The organism is Natronorubrum sulfidifaciens JCM 14089, assembly GCF_000337735.1.
In the GTDB taxonomy this organism is placed as follows: Archaea; Halobacteriota; Halobacteria; order Halobacteriales; family Natrialbaceae; genus Natronorubrum; species Natronorubrum sulfidifaciens.
Genome location: NZ_AOHX01000025.1, coordinates 122,931 through 138,812, shown reverse-complemented (window position 1 = coordinate 138,812; position 15,882 = coordinate 122,931). Strand labels below are relative to the sequence as shown.

19 protein-coding genes and 1 tRNA gene are annotated in these 15,882 nt (G+C 62.6%); 9 read left to right on the top strand and 11 right to left on the bottom strand.

The annotated features are described in order from the left end of the window. Positions 1-4: 4 nt before the first annotated feature. The 5 genes from C495_RS01890 to moaA form a co-directional block, all read right to left on the bottom strand. On the bottom strand, positions 5-394 hold the full coding sequence (locus C495_RS01890) for a 30S ribosomal protein S11 (protein WP_008159494.1): 390 nt from the start codon (positions 392-394) through the stop codon (positions 5-7). 1 nt (position 395) lies between these two features. Continuing rightward, on the bottom strand, positions 396-917 hold the full coding sequence (locus C495_RS01885; protein ID WP_008159493.1) for a 30S ribosomal protein S4: 522 nt from the start codon (positions 915-917) through the stop codon (positions 396-398). Further along, entirely contained in the window at positions 917-1,438 is a 522-nt protein-coding gene (locus C495_RS01880; RefSeq protein ID WP_008159492.1) for a 30S ribosomal protein S13, read from the bottom strand. Before C495_RS01880 ends, C495_RS01885 begins: the two co-directional genes overlap by 1 nt. A gap of 73 nt (positions 1,439-1,511) precedes the next feature. Next, positions 1,512-1,594, bottom strand: a tRNA-Ser gene (locus C495_RS01875). A 203-nt stretch (positions 1,595-1,797) separates the two neighbouring features. After that, the gene (gene moaA, locus C495_RS01870) at positions 1,798-2,787 is read right to left on the bottom strand and encodes a GTP 3',8-cyclase MoaA (RefSeq protein ID WP_008159491.1); all 990 of its coding nucleotides are present in this window, start codon (positions 2,785-2,787) and stop codon (positions 1,798-1,800) included. A 152-nt stretch (positions 2,788-2,939) separates the two neighbouring features. Here moaA and C495_RS01865 point away from each other — a divergent pair, with 152 nt between their 5' ends. Continuing rightward, positions 2,940-3,152 (top strand): hypothetical protein, encoded by a 213-nt coding sequence (locus tag C495_RS01865; RefSeq protein ID WP_008159490.1) that lies wholly within the window; start codon positions 2,940-2,942, stop codon positions 3,150-3,152. Positions 3,153-3,200: 48 nt separating this feature from the next. On the opposite strand, the gene C495_RS01860 is transcribed toward C495_RS01865, so the two are convergent. Then, entirely contained in the window at positions 3,201-4,667 is a 1,467-nt protein-coding gene (locus C495_RS01860; protein WP_008159489.1) for an RtcB family protein, read from the bottom strand. A gap of 177 nt (positions 4,668-4,844) precedes the next feature. Between C495_RS01860 and C495_RS17920 the strand changes: the two genes are divergently transcribed. After that, on the top strand, positions 4,845-5,213 hold the full coding sequence (locus C495_RS17920) for a hypothetical protein (protein ID WP_008159488.1): 369 nt from the start codon (positions 4,845-4,847) through the stop codon (positions 5,211-5,213). 183 nt (positions 5,214-5,396) lie between these two features. Here C495_RS17920 and C495_RS01850 read toward each other — a convergent pair whose 3' ends face one another. Next, positions 5,397-5,846, bottom strand: a complete 450-nt coding sequence (locus C495_RS01850; protein WP_008159487.1) for an archease — start codon at positions 5,844-5,846, stop codon at positions 5,397-5,399. A gap of 117 nt (positions 5,847-5,963) precedes the next feature. Between C495_RS01850 and C495_RS01845 the strand changes: the two genes are divergently transcribed. The 5 genes from C495_RS01845 to C495_RS01825 all read left to right on the top strand — a co-directional run bounded on the left by C495_RS01845 (position 5,964) and on the right by C495_RS01825 (position 10,606). Next, the gene (locus C495_RS01845; RefSeq protein WP_008159481.1) at positions 5,964-6,440 is read left to right on the top strand and encodes a GNAT family N-acetyltransferase; all 477 of its coding nucleotides are present in this window, start codon (positions 5,964-5,966) and stop codon (positions 6,438-6,440) included. 98 nt (positions 6,441-6,538) lie between these two features. Next, positions 6,539-7,714 carry a DNA primase small subunit PriS gene (gene priS / locus C495_RS01840; RefSeq protein ID WP_008159478.1) on the top strand — a complete coding sequence of 392 codons (1,176 nt, stop codon included), beginning with the start codon at positions 6,539-6,541 and terminating at the stop codon, positions 7,712-7,714. Then, positions 7,711-8,679: a DNA replication complex subunit Gins51 gene (locus C495_RS01835; protein ID WP_008159477.1), complete on the top strand. Its 969-nt coding sequence runs from the start codon at positions 7,711-7,713 to the stop codon at positions 8,677-8,679. Before priS ends, C495_RS01835 begins: the two co-directional genes overlap by 4 nt. Before the next feature lie 62 nt (positions 8,680-8,741). Further along, positions 8,742-9,221: a peroxiredoxin gene (locus C495_RS01830; RefSeq protein WP_008159476.1), complete on the top strand. Its 480-nt coding sequence runs from the start codon at positions 8,742-8,744 to the stop codon at positions 9,219-9,221. 101 nt (positions 9,222-9,322) lie between these two features. Beyond that, positions 9,323-10,606: an MFS transporter gene (locus C495_RS01825; protein ID WP_008159474.1), complete on the top strand. Its 1,284-nt coding sequence runs from the start codon at positions 9,323-9,325 to the stop codon at positions 10,604-10,606. 146 nt (positions 10,607-10,752) lie between these two features. On the opposite strand, the gene C495_RS01820 is transcribed toward C495_RS01825, so the two are convergent. Then, entirely contained in the window at positions 10,753-13,017 is a 2,265-nt protein-coding gene (locus C495_RS01820) for a CDC48 family AAA ATPase (protein ID WP_008159472.1), read from the bottom strand. Beyond that, positions 13,014-13,310: an Hsp20/alpha crystallin family protein gene (locus C495_RS01815; protein ID WP_049890094.1), complete on the bottom strand. Its 297-nt coding sequence runs from the start codon at positions 13,308-13,310 to the stop codon at positions 13,014-13,016. The genes C495_RS01820 and C495_RS01815 overlap by 4 nt, the downstream gene beginning before the upstream one ends. Positions 13,311-13,486: 176 nt before the next feature. Between C495_RS01815 and C495_RS01810 the strand changes: the two genes are divergently transcribed. Further along, positions 13,487-14,269, top strand: coding sequence for an alpha/beta fold hydrolase (locus tag C495_RS01810; protein ID WP_008159466.1), 783 nt, complete (start codon positions 13,487-13,489; stop codon positions 14,267-14,269). A 33-nt stretch (positions 14,270-14,302) separates the two neighbouring features. Here the strand turns inward: C495_RS01810 and C495_RS01805 are convergent, their stop codons facing one another. Further along, a complete protein-coding gene (locus tag C495_RS01805; protein ID WP_008159465.1) occupies positions 14,303-14,527 on the bottom strand; it encodes a DUF7511 domain-containing protein in 225 nt (74 codons plus the stop codon). 173 nt (positions 14,528-14,700) lie between these two features. Then, positions 14,701-15,513, bottom strand: coding sequence for a 3-methyl-2-oxobutanoate hydroxymethyltransferase (gene panB, locus C495_RS01800; protein WP_008159464.1), 813 nt, complete (start codon positions 15,511-15,513; stop codon positions 14,701-14,703). Between the two features lie 123 nt (positions 15,514-15,636). On the opposite strand from panB, the gene C495_RS01795 reads away from it, so the two are divergent. Then, positions 15,637-15,870 carry a DUF5822 domain-containing protein gene (locus tag C495_RS01795; RefSeq protein WP_008159463.1) on the top strand — a complete coding sequence of 78 codons (234 nt, stop codon included), beginning with the start codon at positions 15,637-15,639 and terminating at the stop codon, positions 15,868-15,870. Positions 15,871-15,882 lie beyond the last annotated feature (12 nt).

Below are 15,882 nucleotides of genomic sequence, written 5' to 3'. Positions count from 1 at the left end.
GGATCTAGTAGCCGCCCTTGCCTTTCGGTGCGCGCGATCCGTCGTGTGGGATCGGCGTGACGTCTTCGATGCGTCCGATCTCGATGCCCGAGCGGGCGAGTGCGCGGATCGTTGCCTGTGCGCCTGGACCAGGCGACTTCTGGAGGTTGCCACCCGGACCACGGACGCGAACGTGCAGACCCGTGATGCCGGCTGCTTTGACCTCTTCGGCGATGGACTCGGCCATCTGCATGGCCGCGTACGGCGACGCCTCGTCGCGGTTCTGTTTGACCGCCGTCCCGCCGGAGGACTTGGTGATCGTCTCCGCACCTGTGAGGTCCGTGACGGTCATGACGGTGTTGTTGAACGATGCGTGTACGTGGGCTACGCCCCATTTCTCGTCGTCCTGACTCATGTTATTGACCCTCCGCCCGTTCCGGGTGGAGTTCGTCTGCGAGTGGGCTGTTCTCGTCGAACGCAACGAGGTCTTCCTCATCGACGTCGACGACGTACGATGGGATGCAGTGGCGCTGCTCGCCGACCGTAACGTGCCCGTGGATGATGAACTGTCGTGCCTGCTGTGGCGTGTTGGCCAGCCCCTTTCGGTAGGCGACCGTCTGGAGACGGCGCTCGAGGACGTCCTCGATCTCGAGGCTCAGCACGTCGCCGAGTTCGTCGCTTTCGTCAAGCACACCGACGCGCTTGAGTCGTCCGAGGAACTCCTCGGAGCGGCGGATGACGGCGTCGTCGTCCTGGGCCTGACCGAGCAGTTCTCGAGCCTCGCGTCGGTAGGAGCGAAGCTCGGACTGTGCTCGCCAGAGCTCTTCTTTGTTCGACAGCCCGTAGCGGTCGAGCAGGGAGTGCTCGGCAGCGATTCGCTCACCCTGATATGGGTGGTTTGGCGTCTCGTACTGTTTGGTATCGGTTCCGAGCGGCATTATTCGTCACCCTCCTCGGCAGCAGCTTCTTCTGCCTGCTCTTCACGGATTTCTTCGACGTTGACTCCGATGGTGCCCTCCGTACGACCGGTGGACTTGGTTCGCTGACCGCGAACCTTCTGACCGCGCTTGTGGCGCGTTCCTTTGTAGGAGTCGATCATCTTCATCCGGTTGATGTCGTGCTGGCGGGTGAGCTGGAGATCGTTACCGATCTCGTGGGTGGTCTCCCCGGAGTAAAAGTCCGACTGGCGGTTGTTGAGCCAGTCTGGAACGTTTCCAGCGTAGTTCTCTACGATTTCAACGACCTTGTTGATGACGTCGTCGTCGAGTCGACCGAACGTCGCTGTTCGATCAACATCCGCTTCATCGGCGATGAGTCGGGCGGTTCGTCGACCGATCCCGTTCATCTCCGAGAGCGAGCGCTCGACGGACTTCGTCCCATCGAGGTCTGTCTGCCCGATGCGGACGAAGTACTGAAGGTCTTCGTCGTCTTGTTGGTCTTGAGGTTCTTCCTCGCTCATGTGTCGTGTATCTGTGTCTGTTGTGCGCGCGTTGCAAATGTGACTGGCGGAAACGTCAGTCACCTGAATCCGACGTTGTGGCGGGGATTCGAACCCCGGAGGCTTGACGCCACATGGTTAGCAACCATGCGCCTTGGGCCGCTTGGCTACCACAACACCGTGTCTCTATCATCGCCCTCTCGGACTCGGGGATCGCTCCCCTACACGTATTGCACCCGAACCTACCCGCGACGGGTACTTAAGGGCAACGAAAGATAGCTGCAACGAGACCCCGTCTCATTCGAGTGTCTCGCCGAGATTGAACAGTCCGTACGGACTGTTGCCGTCACGTGCCGCCGATCGGATAACAGAGCGCAGCGTCAGATTTCGGCGTACGTCCCAACGTACTCGTCGTTGAGTTCCCACTCGCCGTCGCCGTTTCGGATCATGTACTCGCCGTAGTAGGGGACGCGGTTGGCGACGACCTCGCGAAACGCCTCGCGGATCTCGGGTTTGGTCATCTCGCCCATCGATTTGAGGTCGTCGTTGCGGTTGAGACAGCCCTTCAAGAACCCCTGATGGGTCACCCGAACGCGGTGGCAGTTCGCACAGAACGTCGGGTTTTCGACGGGGTCGACGATCTCGACCATGCCGCGTCCGTCGCCCTCGTCGTTGCTGATCCAGTACCGTTTCCGATCGTGCATCTCGCGGTGTTCGATCTCGTCGGCCTGTTCGGCCAGCCAGCCGTGGACTCGTTCGATATCGACGTTCCACTCCGGCTTTCCCGTCAGTTCCGGCATGTACTCGATCAACTGGAGCTGTAGCCCCTCGTTTTCGGCGACGTGGTCAACCATCTGTGGGACATAGCCCGCCGTGTGCTCGAAGACGACCATGTTGAGTTTGACCGGATCGAGTCCGGCCTCGAGCGCCGCCTCGACGCCTTCGATGACTTTCTCGTACGCGCCGCTTTTCGTAATCTCGGCGAAGTCTTTCGGATCGAGGGCGTCCTGTGAGACGTTGACCCGTTCTAAGCCGGCATCGACGAGTGCCTCGGCCCGGCCGGGGAGGAACGTGCCGTTGGTCGTCAACGAGACCTCCATCTGGTCAGGTGTTCGCTCGATGATCTCCTCTAAGTCCTGGCGCAGCATCGGCTCGCCGCCGGTAAACTTGACCGCCTCGACGTCGAACTCGGCTGCGACCTCGAGAAACCGAACGACGTCATCGGTCGACATCTCGTCGTCCTGTGGGTCCATCGGGCCGCGCGTGTCCCCTAACCCCTCGTTGTGACAGTAGACGCAGTCGAAATTGCACCGGTCGGTAAGTGAAACCCTGACCCCGGTTACCTCGCGCCCGAAATCGTCGGCGAGCATGCCACCTGATAGCAGGTGGATCCGCTTAAACACCCCGGGTGGTTTCGTCGTTTCGAAACCTGTTCTGGTTACGTGCTCGGCCGACCGTTTCCCTGCCGTGTCTACTCGAGTACAGCGCAAGAACTACCCTGTGGCCGCTCGAACGGGGTCGTATGGACGAGGACATGCTCGCGGACCAGCGTCGCCTCGTAGAACTCATCGAGGACGAAGGCTGGGACGTCACCGATCTCGAGATTTCGGCCTACGACAGTCCATGGGCTGACGAAGACGACCCAGAGGCAACGGTGACGATCACGGCACGAAAACCGTACGCAAGCGACGACGATGACGACGGTGAGGACGAGAATCCGTTTCGACTGAAGTGAGCCGTCGGCGACCGAATCGCTCGAGTCACCCTCTCAAGATCGCTTCGTTCACCCCTTGATGTTACAGACGGGGAACGTCCGGGCGACCTTGTCGCCGATACCGAGTTCGTCGGAGATGCGGACGACTTCGTCGACGTCTTTGTAGACGCCCGGTGCTTCCTCGGCGACCGTCGCGCCGGACTGGGCTTTGACGTAGATCTGGTCCTGTTCCTCGAGTTCGTCCTGCACGTCGCCACCCCAGTACTCGCTTTTGGCCTGCGTGCGACTCATCAGCCGTCCTGCGCCGTGGGCGGTCGAGCCAAACGTCAACTCCATCGAGTTCTCGCCACCACGGAGGACGTAGCTGCCAGTGCCCATGCTGCCGGGAATAATCACCGGCTGGCCGACGTCGCGGTAGGCCTTTGGCACCTCGGGGTGGCCGGCCGGGAACGCCCGTGTCGCTCCTTTGCGGTGGACGTAGAGTTCTCGTTTTTCCCCATCAACGTCGTGGACCTCTTTTTTCGCGATGTTGTGGGCCACGTCGTACAGCAGGTCCATCTCCATGTCCTCCCACGACTGATCGAAGACGCGCTCGAAGACCTCGCGCGTGCGATGCATGATCAGCTGACGGTTGACCCACGCGAAGTTGATCGCCGCGTTCATCGCGCCGTAGTAGTCCTCGGCGAGTTGTGAACCCGCGGGCGCGGCCGCGAGTTCCTTATCCGGGAGCGTGTTCAGCAGGCCCTGATGCTGTTTTTCGATCTTCCGCAGGTAGTCGTTACACGTCTGATGACCCAGCCCACGGGAGCCACAGTGGATCAGGACGACGATCTGATCTTTCTCGAGGCCGTAGGCTGACCCCACCTCGTCGTGGAAGACGTCGGTCACGCGCTGGACCTCGAGGAAGTGGTTCCCCGATCCCAGCGAACCGATCTGGTTTTTCCCGCGGTCTTTCGCTTTCTGGCTGATCTTCGACGGATCGGCCTCCTCGCGGGTGCCCTCGTCCTCACAGTGGCGCAGGTCGTCCTCGACGGCGTAGCTGTTCTCGAGCGCCCAGTCGACGCCCCGCGCGAGGATTTCGTCGACGGTGTCGACGCCGGACTCGACGATGCCGCCCCCGCCAAGCCCCGAGGGGACGTTCGCGAACAGCGAGTCGACGAGTTCCGTCTCGCGGCCTTTGAGGTCGTCGTAGGTGAGGTTCGTCTTCATCATGCGGACCCCACAGTTGATGTCGTAGCCGACCGCTCCCGGCGAGATACAGCCGTTCTCGGCGTCGAGCGCGCCGACACCGCCGACCGGGAAGCCGTAGCCCTGATGCCCGTCGGGCATACAGATCGCGTGTTTCGTGATCCCCGGCAGGTGGGTCGTGTTTTTGAGCTGCTGGAGCGTCTTGTCCTCTTTGATCTCCTCGAGCAGCGCTTCACTCGCCAGGACTCGTGCAGGGGTGCGCATATCGCCCTCCTGTGGAATTTCCCAGACGTACTCACGCACTTGCTCGAGCGTGATGCCGTCGGCGTCGAACGTAGAATCGCTCATACGAACGACTCCACTCCGAACGCCCAAAGATGTTCGTCTCTGCCGGCGATATCGCGAGTCACACTCGCTGGCCGTCGCGCCTCCCGCCGAGCGACCGGAGCCCGCAGGAACGGGACCTCCGGTACCGATGTCTTCGGTCACCGGAACGGCTTTGTTCGCCCCTATCGTATTGGAAATATGAACAGACGGGCGCTGCTTGCGAGCGTCGCGGGAAGCGGCCTCGGCTTCACCGCCGGCTGTCTCGGTCGGCTTCCCGTCGTCGGCTCGAGCGTGGACACCACGTTCGAACTCGTCGAGGCGGAGTTCGACGCCACGGCCCGGCCGGACGTGCGTGTCGACGACGGCACCGTTACGGCCCGCGGCACGGTCGAGTACGGCTCGAGCGAGTGTGGGACAGTCGAGTTGGCACACGCCGCCTACGAGCGCTCACAGGAGCGGCTGGATCTGCTCGTCGTCGCTGCGGACAACTCGAGCGCTCCCACCAACTGCTCCGACGATCTCGCCCAGGCCGGCTATAGTAGCCACTGCAAGTCAATGCACACCTGATCGCACGACGGCTGTGCGATCAGTGTGTAAATCGTTGCAGTTGTTACTATATCGCGTCGAGGCGACCGTCGACGACCTACTCCGGCGCGTTTCCGTGACCGAACACCACGTCTTCGGCGACACGTACTCGACGACTCTCAGCGGACTCGATCAGTGATGCTGTCCGACAGTCTGAGAGAACTCTCAGACGTCGAAGACGACGTACGCCTCCCACTCGTCGTCGACGCGCTCGAGTCGCATCTCGGAGTAGGTGACGGCTTTCACCTCACGGGCGTCGATCTCGGCAAGTGGGACGCCGCGGGCGCTCGCCTCGAGCGTCCAGCACGCTGTCTCGTCGGCGTCGTCGCTGTGGGAAATCGTCTCGACGCGATGGTCGACCGGGAGTTCGACGCGGACGTCTCGCAGGTAGATCAGGTCGTCGAGGTAATCGAACAGCAAGGCCTCGCGGCTTTCGGCGGTTACCGAGAGCGAAAACCGGTCGCCGGACGCGTCGGGTGTCTCGTCGCACGAGGCGGCTGCGAGCCCCTCGGCAACCGCAGCGAAGACGTCCTCGAGTGTGTTGCCGGCGGCTTCGACGGCGATGTCGGCGGTGTGCTCGCGGAGTTCGAACCGTTGGCCCTGGTGTGGTGTCATAGCGAACTGGGTACGACTTCGACAGTGAGTGTCCTATGTTCGTCGGTTCCTCGCACGTTCACGTGGTGTACCGGGGTGCCGGTGGAATTATATTGACGACAGTGCTACGCTGTGATAGTGAGCGTCAATATCGACAGTCGGGTCGTCACGCCGGGGAGTGACGACCTCGTTGAGGATGCCTGGCACCTCAAACAGGAGATCAATCGCCAGGAAGGCGTGCTCAAACAGCGGTACGATTTCTTTACTGACGCCTATCGCCGCTCCAAGGTCCACTGTTATATTCGGGAGGGAGAACTGATCGGATTCGCTGCCGTCCGCCGCGATGGCTACATCCTGTTTCTGGCGGTGTCGCCCGACTTTCGGGGAGAAGGGGTCGGCAAGCAACTCGTCGCTCGCGTCGCCGAGGACCACGACACGATCACGTGTCACGCCCGAACGACCAACGAAAACGCCCTTCAGTTTTACGAGCATCTCGGCTTCGAGATCAAACGACGCATCGACGGCTACTACGAGGACAACGGCGATGCCTACTATCTGAAACTCGGCTCCGACGTCGGGATCGCTGATAAAATCTCGGACCTGATGCGACGGTAACGGTTCTGGTTCAGTCTGTGTCGCCCTGACACAGACCGCCGCGTGTGCGCGGCAGTTCGGCACATCTATAGTCCCACACCGACGAGGACTCGAGGTGCATGGAGGAGCGAACGAGGGCCTATCTTCGGGGACGATTTCGTGATCATTATCGGCGGACGGAGATCACACCGCCCCCGGGAGCCAACGAACGCGAGTGGGGGTTTATTCCGTGGACCGAGGGGCCGGAGACAACGATGGTCCGCCACCGTTCGCTGCTCGAGTTAGGCGACATCTCGGAGTTTCTCGTCCGAAAGCGACCACAGCACGTCTACTTCTCGGCGGGGCGGTTTCGCGATCCCGGCGCGAGTTCGATGCACGAGAAAGATTGGCAGGCAGCCGATCTCGTCTTCGACTTAGACGCCGACCACTTACCGAGTGTTACGCTCGGCGAGGACTCCTACGCCGAGATGCTCGCCAAGTGTAAAGACGCGCTCTGGAGACTCCTCGACTTTCTCGAGGACGACTTCGGTTTCGAGGATCTCGAGATCGTCTTCTCGGGCGGTCGGGGATATCACGTCCACGTCCGCGATGAGAACGTCTTGCATCTCGAACGGGAACACCGCCGAGAGATCGTCGACTACGTTCGCGGGATCGGACTGGAGTTCGACGCGGTGATCGAGACCGAGACCGTCGCCGGGATCGGTCGAAAGACGCCGACCGAACGCCGAACACTCAGGACGGAAGGCGGGTGGGGAGCGCGGACGCACGCTCTCCTGATGGACTTTCTCGACGAGTTGCTCGCACTCGACGACGAGGACGCGCTCGAGCGCTTACAGGCGTTCGACGGGATCGGCGAGGGGAAGGCGACGGCGACGCTCAACGCCGCCCGCAACAACCGCGCACAACTCGAGGCGGGCAATGTCACCGTCCACACGGCGATCGCCCAGTTGGCAGAACGGTTCGCAGACCGGGCGGTCGAACGGGACAACGCGCCGATCGACGAACCCGTCACCACGGACACGAACCGACTCATCCGCTTGCCGGGGAGTCTCCACGGCGGGAGTGGACTCAAAACGGTGCGCCTCGAGCGCGACGAGATCGCCGACTTCGACCCGCTCGATGATGCCGTCCCGGAGACGTTCCGCGGGCACGAGATCACGGTCGACGTCACCGACGGCGGCGAGGTCGAACTCGGTGGGGATAGTTTTACGGTCTCGGAGGGAGACCAGTCATTACCAGAGTACGTTGCCGTGTTCTTGATGGCACGCGGCCGGGCTGAAAAGGAGAAAGAATGAACCTAGACGAGTTGCGGTCGGTCCAGAGCAAGGAGCGAAAGAAAGACAGCCTCCAGAACCTTCGCCCCTCGTTCTACCAGGAGGTCGGCGAGTATATCGCCGACCTCGAGGACGAACGCGAGCGCGTGGCCGACCAGGTAGCGGACCCGTTTTCCTCACCCGAAGTCGGTCGTCTCACCGACGAGATCGAGACCGCCAAAGACGTCGTCGAGGCGATCTACGAGCGCCGAATGGGAAAACTCGTCAAACAGGCAAGTCTCGCTGCGGCCGGAATGGCGGCCAACGATGAGGGTCTAACCGCCGAAGAGGCCGATCTCTTCGACGACCTCGTCGACCGTATCGGCGCGAACAAATCCCGCGTGCTCGATGTCTTGGAAGGCATCGACACCGAGACCGGGGCTGAAACCGGAACTGTCGACGGAGCCACAGCCGGGACCGCGCCCGCCGGTGTGGACACCCGTGATTCGGCTGTCGAGTCCGAAATACGGGACTCGAGTGATCCCGTTCCCGACGATAGGGTCGAGGATGACCCAGCAGACGAGCCAGCGCCACCGGCTGCGCCCGACGACACGCCGCCGGTCCCCCCGCAGGAACCGGCGGATGCCGCGCCAGCCGCCGACGGGCCGACTGTCGAACCCGAGAGCGAACCGGACGGCTCGAGCGGCGTCACGCCGGCAGACGTTATGGGTGGCAACGGCCCGACGATCGACGATGCGTCTCCGGAGCCACCCGAGCCGCCGGCAGACGACCCGCCGTCGCCACCAACGGACGAGCCAGCGTCTGATTCGTCCGTCGACGACACCAGCGCCGTCGATCGCGTGACCGTCAAGATCACGCAGGATATCGGCTCGATTCTCGGCGTCGACGACCGCGAGTACACCCTCTCGACCGACGACGTGGTCACGCTCCCGGCACAGAACGCGACACCGCTCGTCGAACGAGACGCAGCCGAACCGCTCGAGTAGCTCACGCTCGCAGCCCCGCGTCGAATCACAATACATACAACAGCGGTCGCTAACACACGGCTATGCTCGACGTAGGCGATGTCGCACCTGAGTTCGAACTCCCCAATCAACACGGCGACGCCGTTCGCCGCTCTGCGTTCGAGGGTCAGCGGCTCGTGATCTACTTCTACCCACGTGCGAACACCGATGGGTGTACCACCGAGGCTCGTGCGTTCAACGACGCACTCCCGCAGTTCGACGAGCGAGACACCCACGTCATCGGGATCAGTGACGACCCAGTCGACGACCTCGAGTCCTTCGCCGCCGAGTACGACCTCGAGTTCGATCTGCTTTCGGACGAACTCGGGGAGGTCGCGACGCTGTATGAGTCCTACGGCGAAAAGCAACTGTTCGGGAACACCTTTGATGGCGTCTTCCGCAACACGTACGTCGTCGGCCCCGATGGCCTGATCGAGGCCGTTTACGAGGGTGTCACACCAGAGGGACACGCCGAGGAGGTTCTCGAGGGGCTCGGTGAGCAGTCGGCCAAACGCACGCTGTAGTCGGTCGGTCGTGACCGCGGGTGACTGCGTTTCGAGAGCGAACGTTTCTGTATTGATAAGTAGTCGGCGTGGAATCTGTCAGTATCGACGGTCGAAACTGAATGTCTCTCGGGAATAACGACAAGGCAATTGCGACGTTTACGATGCTCGCCCACGCGATCGTTCACTGGTTCGAACTCGCGATTCCCATCTTTCTGGTCGTCTGGCTCGACGCGTTCGACGTTAGCGTCGCCCTCGTCGGACTCGTCGTCGCGCTTGGGTACGCTCCGTTCGGACTGGGTGCACTCCCGGCGGGATTGCTCGCTGACAGATACGGTCCGAAGCGGCTCATACTGCTCTGTCTCGCCGGGATGAGTGGCTCGTTCGTCACGCTCGCGGCTGCGCCCTCGATCTACGCCGTCGCGGCCAGCCTGCTGTGCTGGGGAATCATCGCCAGCATCTACCATCCGGCGGGGCTGGCGCTCATCAGCACTGGTGTCGAAAACCGCGGCACAGTCTTCGCCTGGCACGGCATCGCCGGCAACGTCGGCATCGCGCTCGGCCCGTTCGCCACCGCGACGCTGTTGCTCGTCTTCGAGTGGCAACTCGTCGCCGTCGCGCTCGCCGTGCCCGGTCTGATAGCGACGATCTACGGGCTTCGACTCGAGTTCGATCCGACCGCTGCACTCGACAGCCGGTCACAGACGACCGATGCTGACGCAACGACGGACTCGGCTGCTGGATCGGCGTTCGTCGCGAACTCCAAATCGTTGTTCGCCAGTTCGTTTCTCCTCGTGTTCGCCGTCGTCACGTTCGTCGGCCTCTACTACCGCGGCGTGCTCACGTATCTGCCGGAGTTGCTTCACGGACTGCCGGCGACGGCCGGCATCGAACCGCCGGGTGGGCTCGAGGAACTCTCGCTCGGCGATTACATCTACGTCGGCTTGCTCGTCGCCGGCATGGCGGGCCAGTATGTCGCCGGCAAGTTGACCGCCCGCGTGGCCGTCGCTCGCGGGCTGGTCGTCGTCTTCCTTGGCCTCGCAGCCCTCGCCCTCGCGTTCGTCCCGATCTCCTCGATGGGACTCGGCGCGGTCGTGTTCTACTGTGGCGTCCTCGGGTTCTCGCTGTTCGCGATCGAACCGTTCTATCAGGAGGCTGTCGCCGTCTACACGCCCGCCGACACGCGCGGGCTCTCCTACGGCTACACGTACCTCGGGATGTTCGGACTGGGCGCGCTCAGTATCTCGTTAGGCGGGTATCTGCTGGATCACACGACGATGGGCGTCTTTTTCGCGACGCTGTCCGTGATCGCGCTGCTCGGTGCCGGAATCTCGGTTCGGCTCCTGACGAAGTCAGACCCGCATCGTGCGCAGTCGGCGGCGTCGGCGACGGCGGCCGACGACTGATACGGTTTACGTCGGCGCTTTCGAGGGCTGCGACGCAACGTGGCCCGACGAACGCATGCACCAGTGCAGCCGCTGGTCGACTCGATGCCGTCAAAAAACACCGTTCACTGCCGCGGGCGCAGCGTCGCGCCGGCGGTCGTGGCTGCTTACTGGAAGGTGCGACCGAGCTGGTCTTTTTCCGTGGTCGGTTCTGCCTGCTGGAACTGCTCTTCGAGCTCCTCGTACTGCTCGCGCGTCTCGGGGGTCACGCTCGGTCCGACTTCCTCGAGCGCGTGGTCGAAGTGGTCCGTGCTGATGCGGACGTTGCCGACGGAGTCGCCGATATCCTCGGGATCGACCGAGGTGATGAACTCGCGGCTGGCGGCCATCGAGGCCTCGCGGGTGACGGCTTCGATGTCGGCACCGACGTAGCCCTCCGTTCTGGCAGCGAGGTCGTCGAGGTCGACCGTATCGGCCAGCGGTTTGTTTCGGGTGTGGACCTCGAAGATCTTCTTGCGGCCGTCCTCATCGGGGACGGGGACGTGGACGTGGCGATCCAGTCGGCCGGGACGCAGCAGGGCCGAGTCGATCAGATCCGGTCGGTTCGTGGTGGCGATGACGACGACGTCCTCGAGTTCCTCGAGCCCGTCGAGTTCGGTCAGCAGCTGGGAGACGACGCGTTCACCGACGCCGGAGTCGCCCTGTCGCTGGCCACGTTCGCCGGCGATCGAGTCGATCTCGTCGAAGAAGATCACGGTCGGTGCGTTCGACCGTGCCTTCTCGAAGATCTCACGAACGCCCTTCTCGGATTCGCCGACGTACTTGTTCAGCAGTTCGGGGCCTTTGATCGAGATGAAGTTCGATTCGGCCTCGTTGGCGACGGCTTTGGCGAGCAGCGTCTTCCCGGTGCCCGGCGGGCCGTACATCATGACGCCTTTGGCGGCGTCCATGTCCATGGCCTCGAACACCTCGGGGTAGTCGAGTGGCCATTGGATGGTCTCGCGCAGGCGTTCTTTGGTGTCGCCGAGGCCACCGACGTCGTTCCACGTGACGTCGGGGACTTCGACGAAGACTTCCCGCATCGCCGAGGGCTGGATACCCTTGAGCGCTTCCTTGAAGTCTTGCTTGTTGACCTGCAGGCGGTCGAGCACGTCGGCGTCGATCTCCTCGGACTCGAGGTCGAGTTCCGGGCGGATGCGACGCAAGGCGTTCATCGCACTCTCTCGAGCGAGCGACTCGAGGTCGGCACCGACGAAGCCGTGAGTGTTGGACGCGTAGTGTTCCAGATCAACCGAGTCCGTCAGGGGCATCCCGCGGGTGTGGACCTGCAGGATCTCCTTGCGGCCTTCCTTGTCCGGCACGCCGATTTCGATCTCGCGGTCGAAGCGTCCGCCACGTCGGAGCGCGGGGTCGATGTCGTCGACCCGGTTGGTCGCGGCGATGACGGTCACGCGACCGCGCTCCTCGAGGCCGTCCATTAGGCTGAGCAGCTGGGCGACGACACGGCGTTCGACGTCACCGCCGGCTTCTTCGCGCTTTGGCGCGATGGAGTCGAGTTCGTCGATGAAGACGATCGAGGGGGCGTTCTCTTCGGCCTCCTCGAACACCTCGCGGAGTTTCTCCTCGCTTTCACCGTAGTACTTCGACATGATCTCCGGCCCGGAGATCGTCTCGAAGTGGGCGTCGATCTCGTTGGCGACCGCTTTTGCCATGAGGGTCTTCCCGGTGCCCGGTGGGCCGTGCAGGAGGACGCCTTTCGGTGGTTCGATACCGAGCTGTTGGAACAGCTCGGGGTGGCGCATCGGCAGCTCGATCATCTCGCGGACCTGATCGAGCTCGTTGTCTAAGCCGCCGATGTCCTCGTAAGTGACGTTCGGGACGCCCTCTGCGGACGCGCCCGTCCCGGAACTGACCTGTTCGGCCGGCGTCTCGGAGATCTCGATGTTCGTCGAGTCCGTGATGACGACCGTACCCGAGGGCGAACTGCTCGCGATCTTCAGCGGCACTGACTGGCCGGAGCTGGCCATCGGACCGAACGAGAGCGAGAACGGTACCGTCTGGCCCTCGGTGACGGCCTGCCCGCTGAGTTTGTCGCGCACGAGCGGCCCGATGTCGCCGCGAATGCGGAGGTTCTGCGGGAGCGCGACCGTGACCGACTTCGCGGGGTTGACGTCCGCGGCTTCGATCTCGACACGGTCGTCGATCCCGACATCTGCCTCCTGTCGCAGGCGGCCGTCGATCCGGACGATCCCGCGGCCTTCGTCCTCGGGATAGCCCGGCCAGACGCGGGCGACGGACTGACTGTCTCCTTTCCCCTTGATGACGATGTAATCGCCGTTCTCGAGGTCGAGTTCGCGCATCGAGACGCGGTCGATCGCGGCCAGTCCACGCCCTGCGTCCTTCTGTTTCAGTGGTTTGACGGTGAGTTTCATAGATCGCCCTCCATCTCGACAGTCAGGACGCCGTTTTTCATAAACGTGTGTGCGTCATCCACGCCATCGGGAAGATCGATCTCGTACTGGCCGTCTTCGGGCAACGAGCCGTCCGAACGGTCAGCGGAGCCTCGGTCCGCGCGATCGACGACGACGATAACCGTCTCGTCGACGAGGTCGACGGTGGCATCCGTCTCGGCGACCCCGAAGTCAACGGCCAGCACCGAGCACTCGTCGTACTCGTACTGGCGGGCCATCTGCCCTGCTTCCGTAGTGAATTGTTCGAGAGTCATGCTGTAACTAACCCAAGGTAAGCACCACTAGTATATAAACCCTTCGCCGAATAACCCGGTGCAGGCATCGTTTTCGGAGAAAGGACGTTGTTCGTAGTTCACACTCGCTCGAGTGCGATCAACGAGAACGAGATCCGACTCCGAGCTTTAAGCCCACCCCGCTCGTGTGTGCTCGTATGGAGGTTGTGACACATCATGGCCGGGAGACGGCCTACGAGGTGGCTGATCGTGGTGGAGATGGTGCGCCGATCTGTTTCGTTCACGGAAGCGGGGGGTCAGACAACATCTGGCGGGCACAGCATCGCCTCGCCGACCGGAATCCGGTCGTCACAGTCGATCTGAGCGGTCACGGCGACTCCGACGACGTCGATGCTCGACCCGGCTATACACGCCTTTCAGCGTACGCCGACGACGTACTGGCCGTCGTCGAGGAGACGGACAGTCGGGTTCTGGTCGGCAACTCGCTTGGTGGGGCCATCGTCATGCATATCCTGATCGAACGCGAGTTCGAGCCCGACGCAGCCGTTCTCACTGGCACCGGCGCACGGCTGGGCGTCCTCGAGGATCTCCTCAACTGGCTCGAGAACGATTTCGAGCGCGCCGTCGAGTTCCTGCATGGGCCGGATCGGCTCTTTCACGACCCGACGCCGGAACTGCGCGAGGAATCAATGGCACAGCTTCGCGAGACCGGCCAAGACGTCACCCGCCGTGATTTCCTGACGTGCCACGAGTTCGACGTTCGAACCGACCTCTCGAGAATCGATGCCCCCGTTCTCGCGGCCTACGGCGAGCACGACCAACTCACGCCACCGCGATATCACGAGTATCTCGCCGACGAGATCGACGACGCCTGGCTCGCGGAACTCGAGGCCGCAGCCCATCTCGCGATGCTCGAGCAGCCGACGGCGTTTAACGCCGCTGTCACCGAATTTTTGGATATCGTCTACGAGCGGCTGTAAGGCCGGAACAGCGCAAAAGAGCGTCGCAGTCGGCTACCGACTGTCCGCCAGCGAGACAAACGAGTCGCCCGTCGCCGTGAGCCACTGGGTTGCGATCTCGTCTTCGGCCACGTGTTCGGGAAACATCGTACAGACGGCGATATCGGCGTCGTATTCGACGGTTACGTGCTGGAGCGCTGGCGAGCGATCCGCGGGCGTGTGTCGCGTGCCGTCTGGTTCCGTTGTCGGTTCGATCATGGTATCTGGCTGTTCGGACATGTGCTCGGTCACCGCGTCTGTACCCTTATCTTCTCGTTCGAAGAATATAAACGCCACCGATTAATATATAAAATACCTAGTTGGCCATAATATGTCCTTAATATTCTTGTCGAAGGACGTCAGGTCGCGCCACAGCTGAATCCTCGAGCCGAAACACGTGTAGTCGAGTGGGGTTAGTAGAGGTCCTCGAGGTCGCTTTCTTCGTGGCTGTGTTCGGCCGCGGGGAACGACTCCGACTCGACGGCCGCGACGTAGTCGTCGATCGCGGATTTCATCTCCTCGCGGACGTTCCCGAACTGCTTGGAGAACGACGGCGACCACTCGCTCAAGCCGACGGCGTCGTTGACGACGAGCACCTGTCCGTCACAGTCCGGGCCGGCACCGATCCCGATCGTCGGAATGTCGAGCGCGTCGGTGATCTCGGCCGCCAGATTCGACGGGACGTGCTCAAGAACGAGCGAGAACGCCCCGGCGTCCTCGTGTTCGCGCGCGAGATCGAGAATTCGCTCGGCCGCTTTCTGGTCAGTCCCCTGTCGCGGATAGCCGCCGTACTGGTTGACGTGCTGTGGCGTCAGCCCGAGATGGGCCATCACCGGAATCCCCAACTGAACCATCTTCTCGGTCAGGTCGACGGTGTGGGGACCGCTCTCGAGTTTCACCGCTTGCGCGCCTTCTTCTTTGAGCATCCGCCCGGCGTTCTCCAAACTGTCTTTCTCGTCGACGCCGAAAGAGAGGAAGGGCATGTCGGCGACGACGAGCGCGTCGTCGGTCGCTCTCGAGACCGCGCCGACGTGATGGGCGATGCCGTCGACGGTGACGGGAACCGTCGTCTCGTGGCCCAGCGTGGCGTTCCCGACGCTGTCGCCGACGAGAACGATATCGACACCGGCGTCGTCGACGATCCCGGCCGTCGGTGCGTCGTAGGCCGTCAGCATCGTGATCGGTTCGTCGCCCGCTTTCGCTCTGATATCCCGGACGGTAGGCATACACACACCTTCGTCTCCGACGATTAAACGTCACCGTTCTCCGAGCGGGCTGAACGCCCCGAGACACACCGACCGAAACCGGCATCCACGGTAGTTAAGAGGACTGGGCCGCCACTGTCAGCCGTGCCAGAACCCGTCGAAACAACCACGCCCGAGGGCGTCGACTACGGCTGGGTGATGCAGACCACGTTCGTCGTCACGATCCTCGTCGGCGCACCGATCGTCGCCGTGCTCTCGATAAACGCCGACTTGCCGAGTTGGGGCGCTCGAGCCGAGTTCGCGATTCGCGTCGGCGCGCCGATCTGGTTTCTTACGGCCATCGCCGTCTTCACGTACGCGAAACGCAAGCAGACGTAGTCCGAATCCGCC

Coding starts and splice junctions, on each gene's coding strand:
- C495_RS01815 (WP_049890094.1), bottom strand. CDS start 13,310: ATGACTCTCGAACAATTCACTACGGAAGCAGGGCAGATGGCCCGCCAG.
- C495_RS01885 (WP_008159493.1), bottom strand. CDS start 917: ATGCCGCTCGGAACCGATACCAAACAGTACGAGACGCCAAACCACCCA.
- C495_RS01805 (WP_008159465.1), bottom strand. CDS start 14,527: ATGTCCGAACAGCCAGATACCATGATCGAACCGACAACGGAACCAGAC.
- panB (WP_008159464.1), bottom strand. CDS start 15,513: ATGCCTACCGTCCGGGATATCAGAGCGAAAGCGGGCGACGAACCGATC.
- C495_RS17920 (WP_008159488.1), top strand. CDS start 4,845: ATGAACAGACGGGCGCTGCTTGCGAGCGTCGCGGGAAGCGGCCTCGGC.
- priS (WP_008159478.1), top strand. CDS start 6,539: ATGGAGGAGCGAACGAGGGCCTATCTTCGGGGACGATTTCGTGATCAT.
- C495_RS01825 (WP_008159474.1), top strand. CDS start 9,323: ATGTCTCTCGGGAATAACGACAAGGCAATTGCGACGTTTACGATGCTC.
- C495_RS01835 (WP_008159477.1), top strand. CDS start 7,711: ATGAACCTAGACGAGTTGCGGTCGGTCCAGAGCAAGGAGCGAAAGAAA.
- C495_RS01820 (WP_008159472.1), bottom strand. CDS start 13,017: ATGAAACTCACCGTCAAACCACTGAAACAGAAGGACGCAGGGCGTGGA.
- C495_RS01810 (WP_008159466.1), top strand. CDS start 13,487: ATGGAGGTTGTGACACATCATGGCCGGGAGACGGCCTACGAGGTGGCT.
- C495_RS01850 (WP_008159487.1), bottom strand. CDS start 5,846: ATGACACCACACCAGGGCCAACGGTTCGAACTCCGCGAGCACACCGCC.
- C495_RS01880 (WP_008159492.1), bottom strand. CDS start 1,438: ATGAGCGAGGAAGAACCTCAAGACCAACAAGACGACGAAGACCTTCAG.
- C495_RS01865 (WP_008159490.1), top strand. CDS start 2,940: ATGGACGAGGACATGCTCGCGGACCAGCGTCGCCTCGTAGAACTCATC.
- moaA (WP_008159491.1), bottom strand. CDS start 2,787: ATGCTCGCCGACGATTTCGGGCGCGAGGTAACCGGGGTCAGGGTTTCA.
- C495_RS01830 (WP_008159476.1), top strand. CDS start 8,742: ATGCTCGACGTAGGCGATGTCGCACCTGAGTTCGAACTCCCCAATCAA.
- C495_RS01860 (WP_008159489.1), bottom strand. CDS start 4,667: ATGAGCGATTCTACGTTCGACGCCGACGGCATCACGCTCGAGCAAGTG.
- C495_RS01890 (WP_008159494.1), bottom strand. CDS start 394: ATGAGTCAGGACGACGAGAAATGGGGCGTAGCCCACGTACACGCATCG.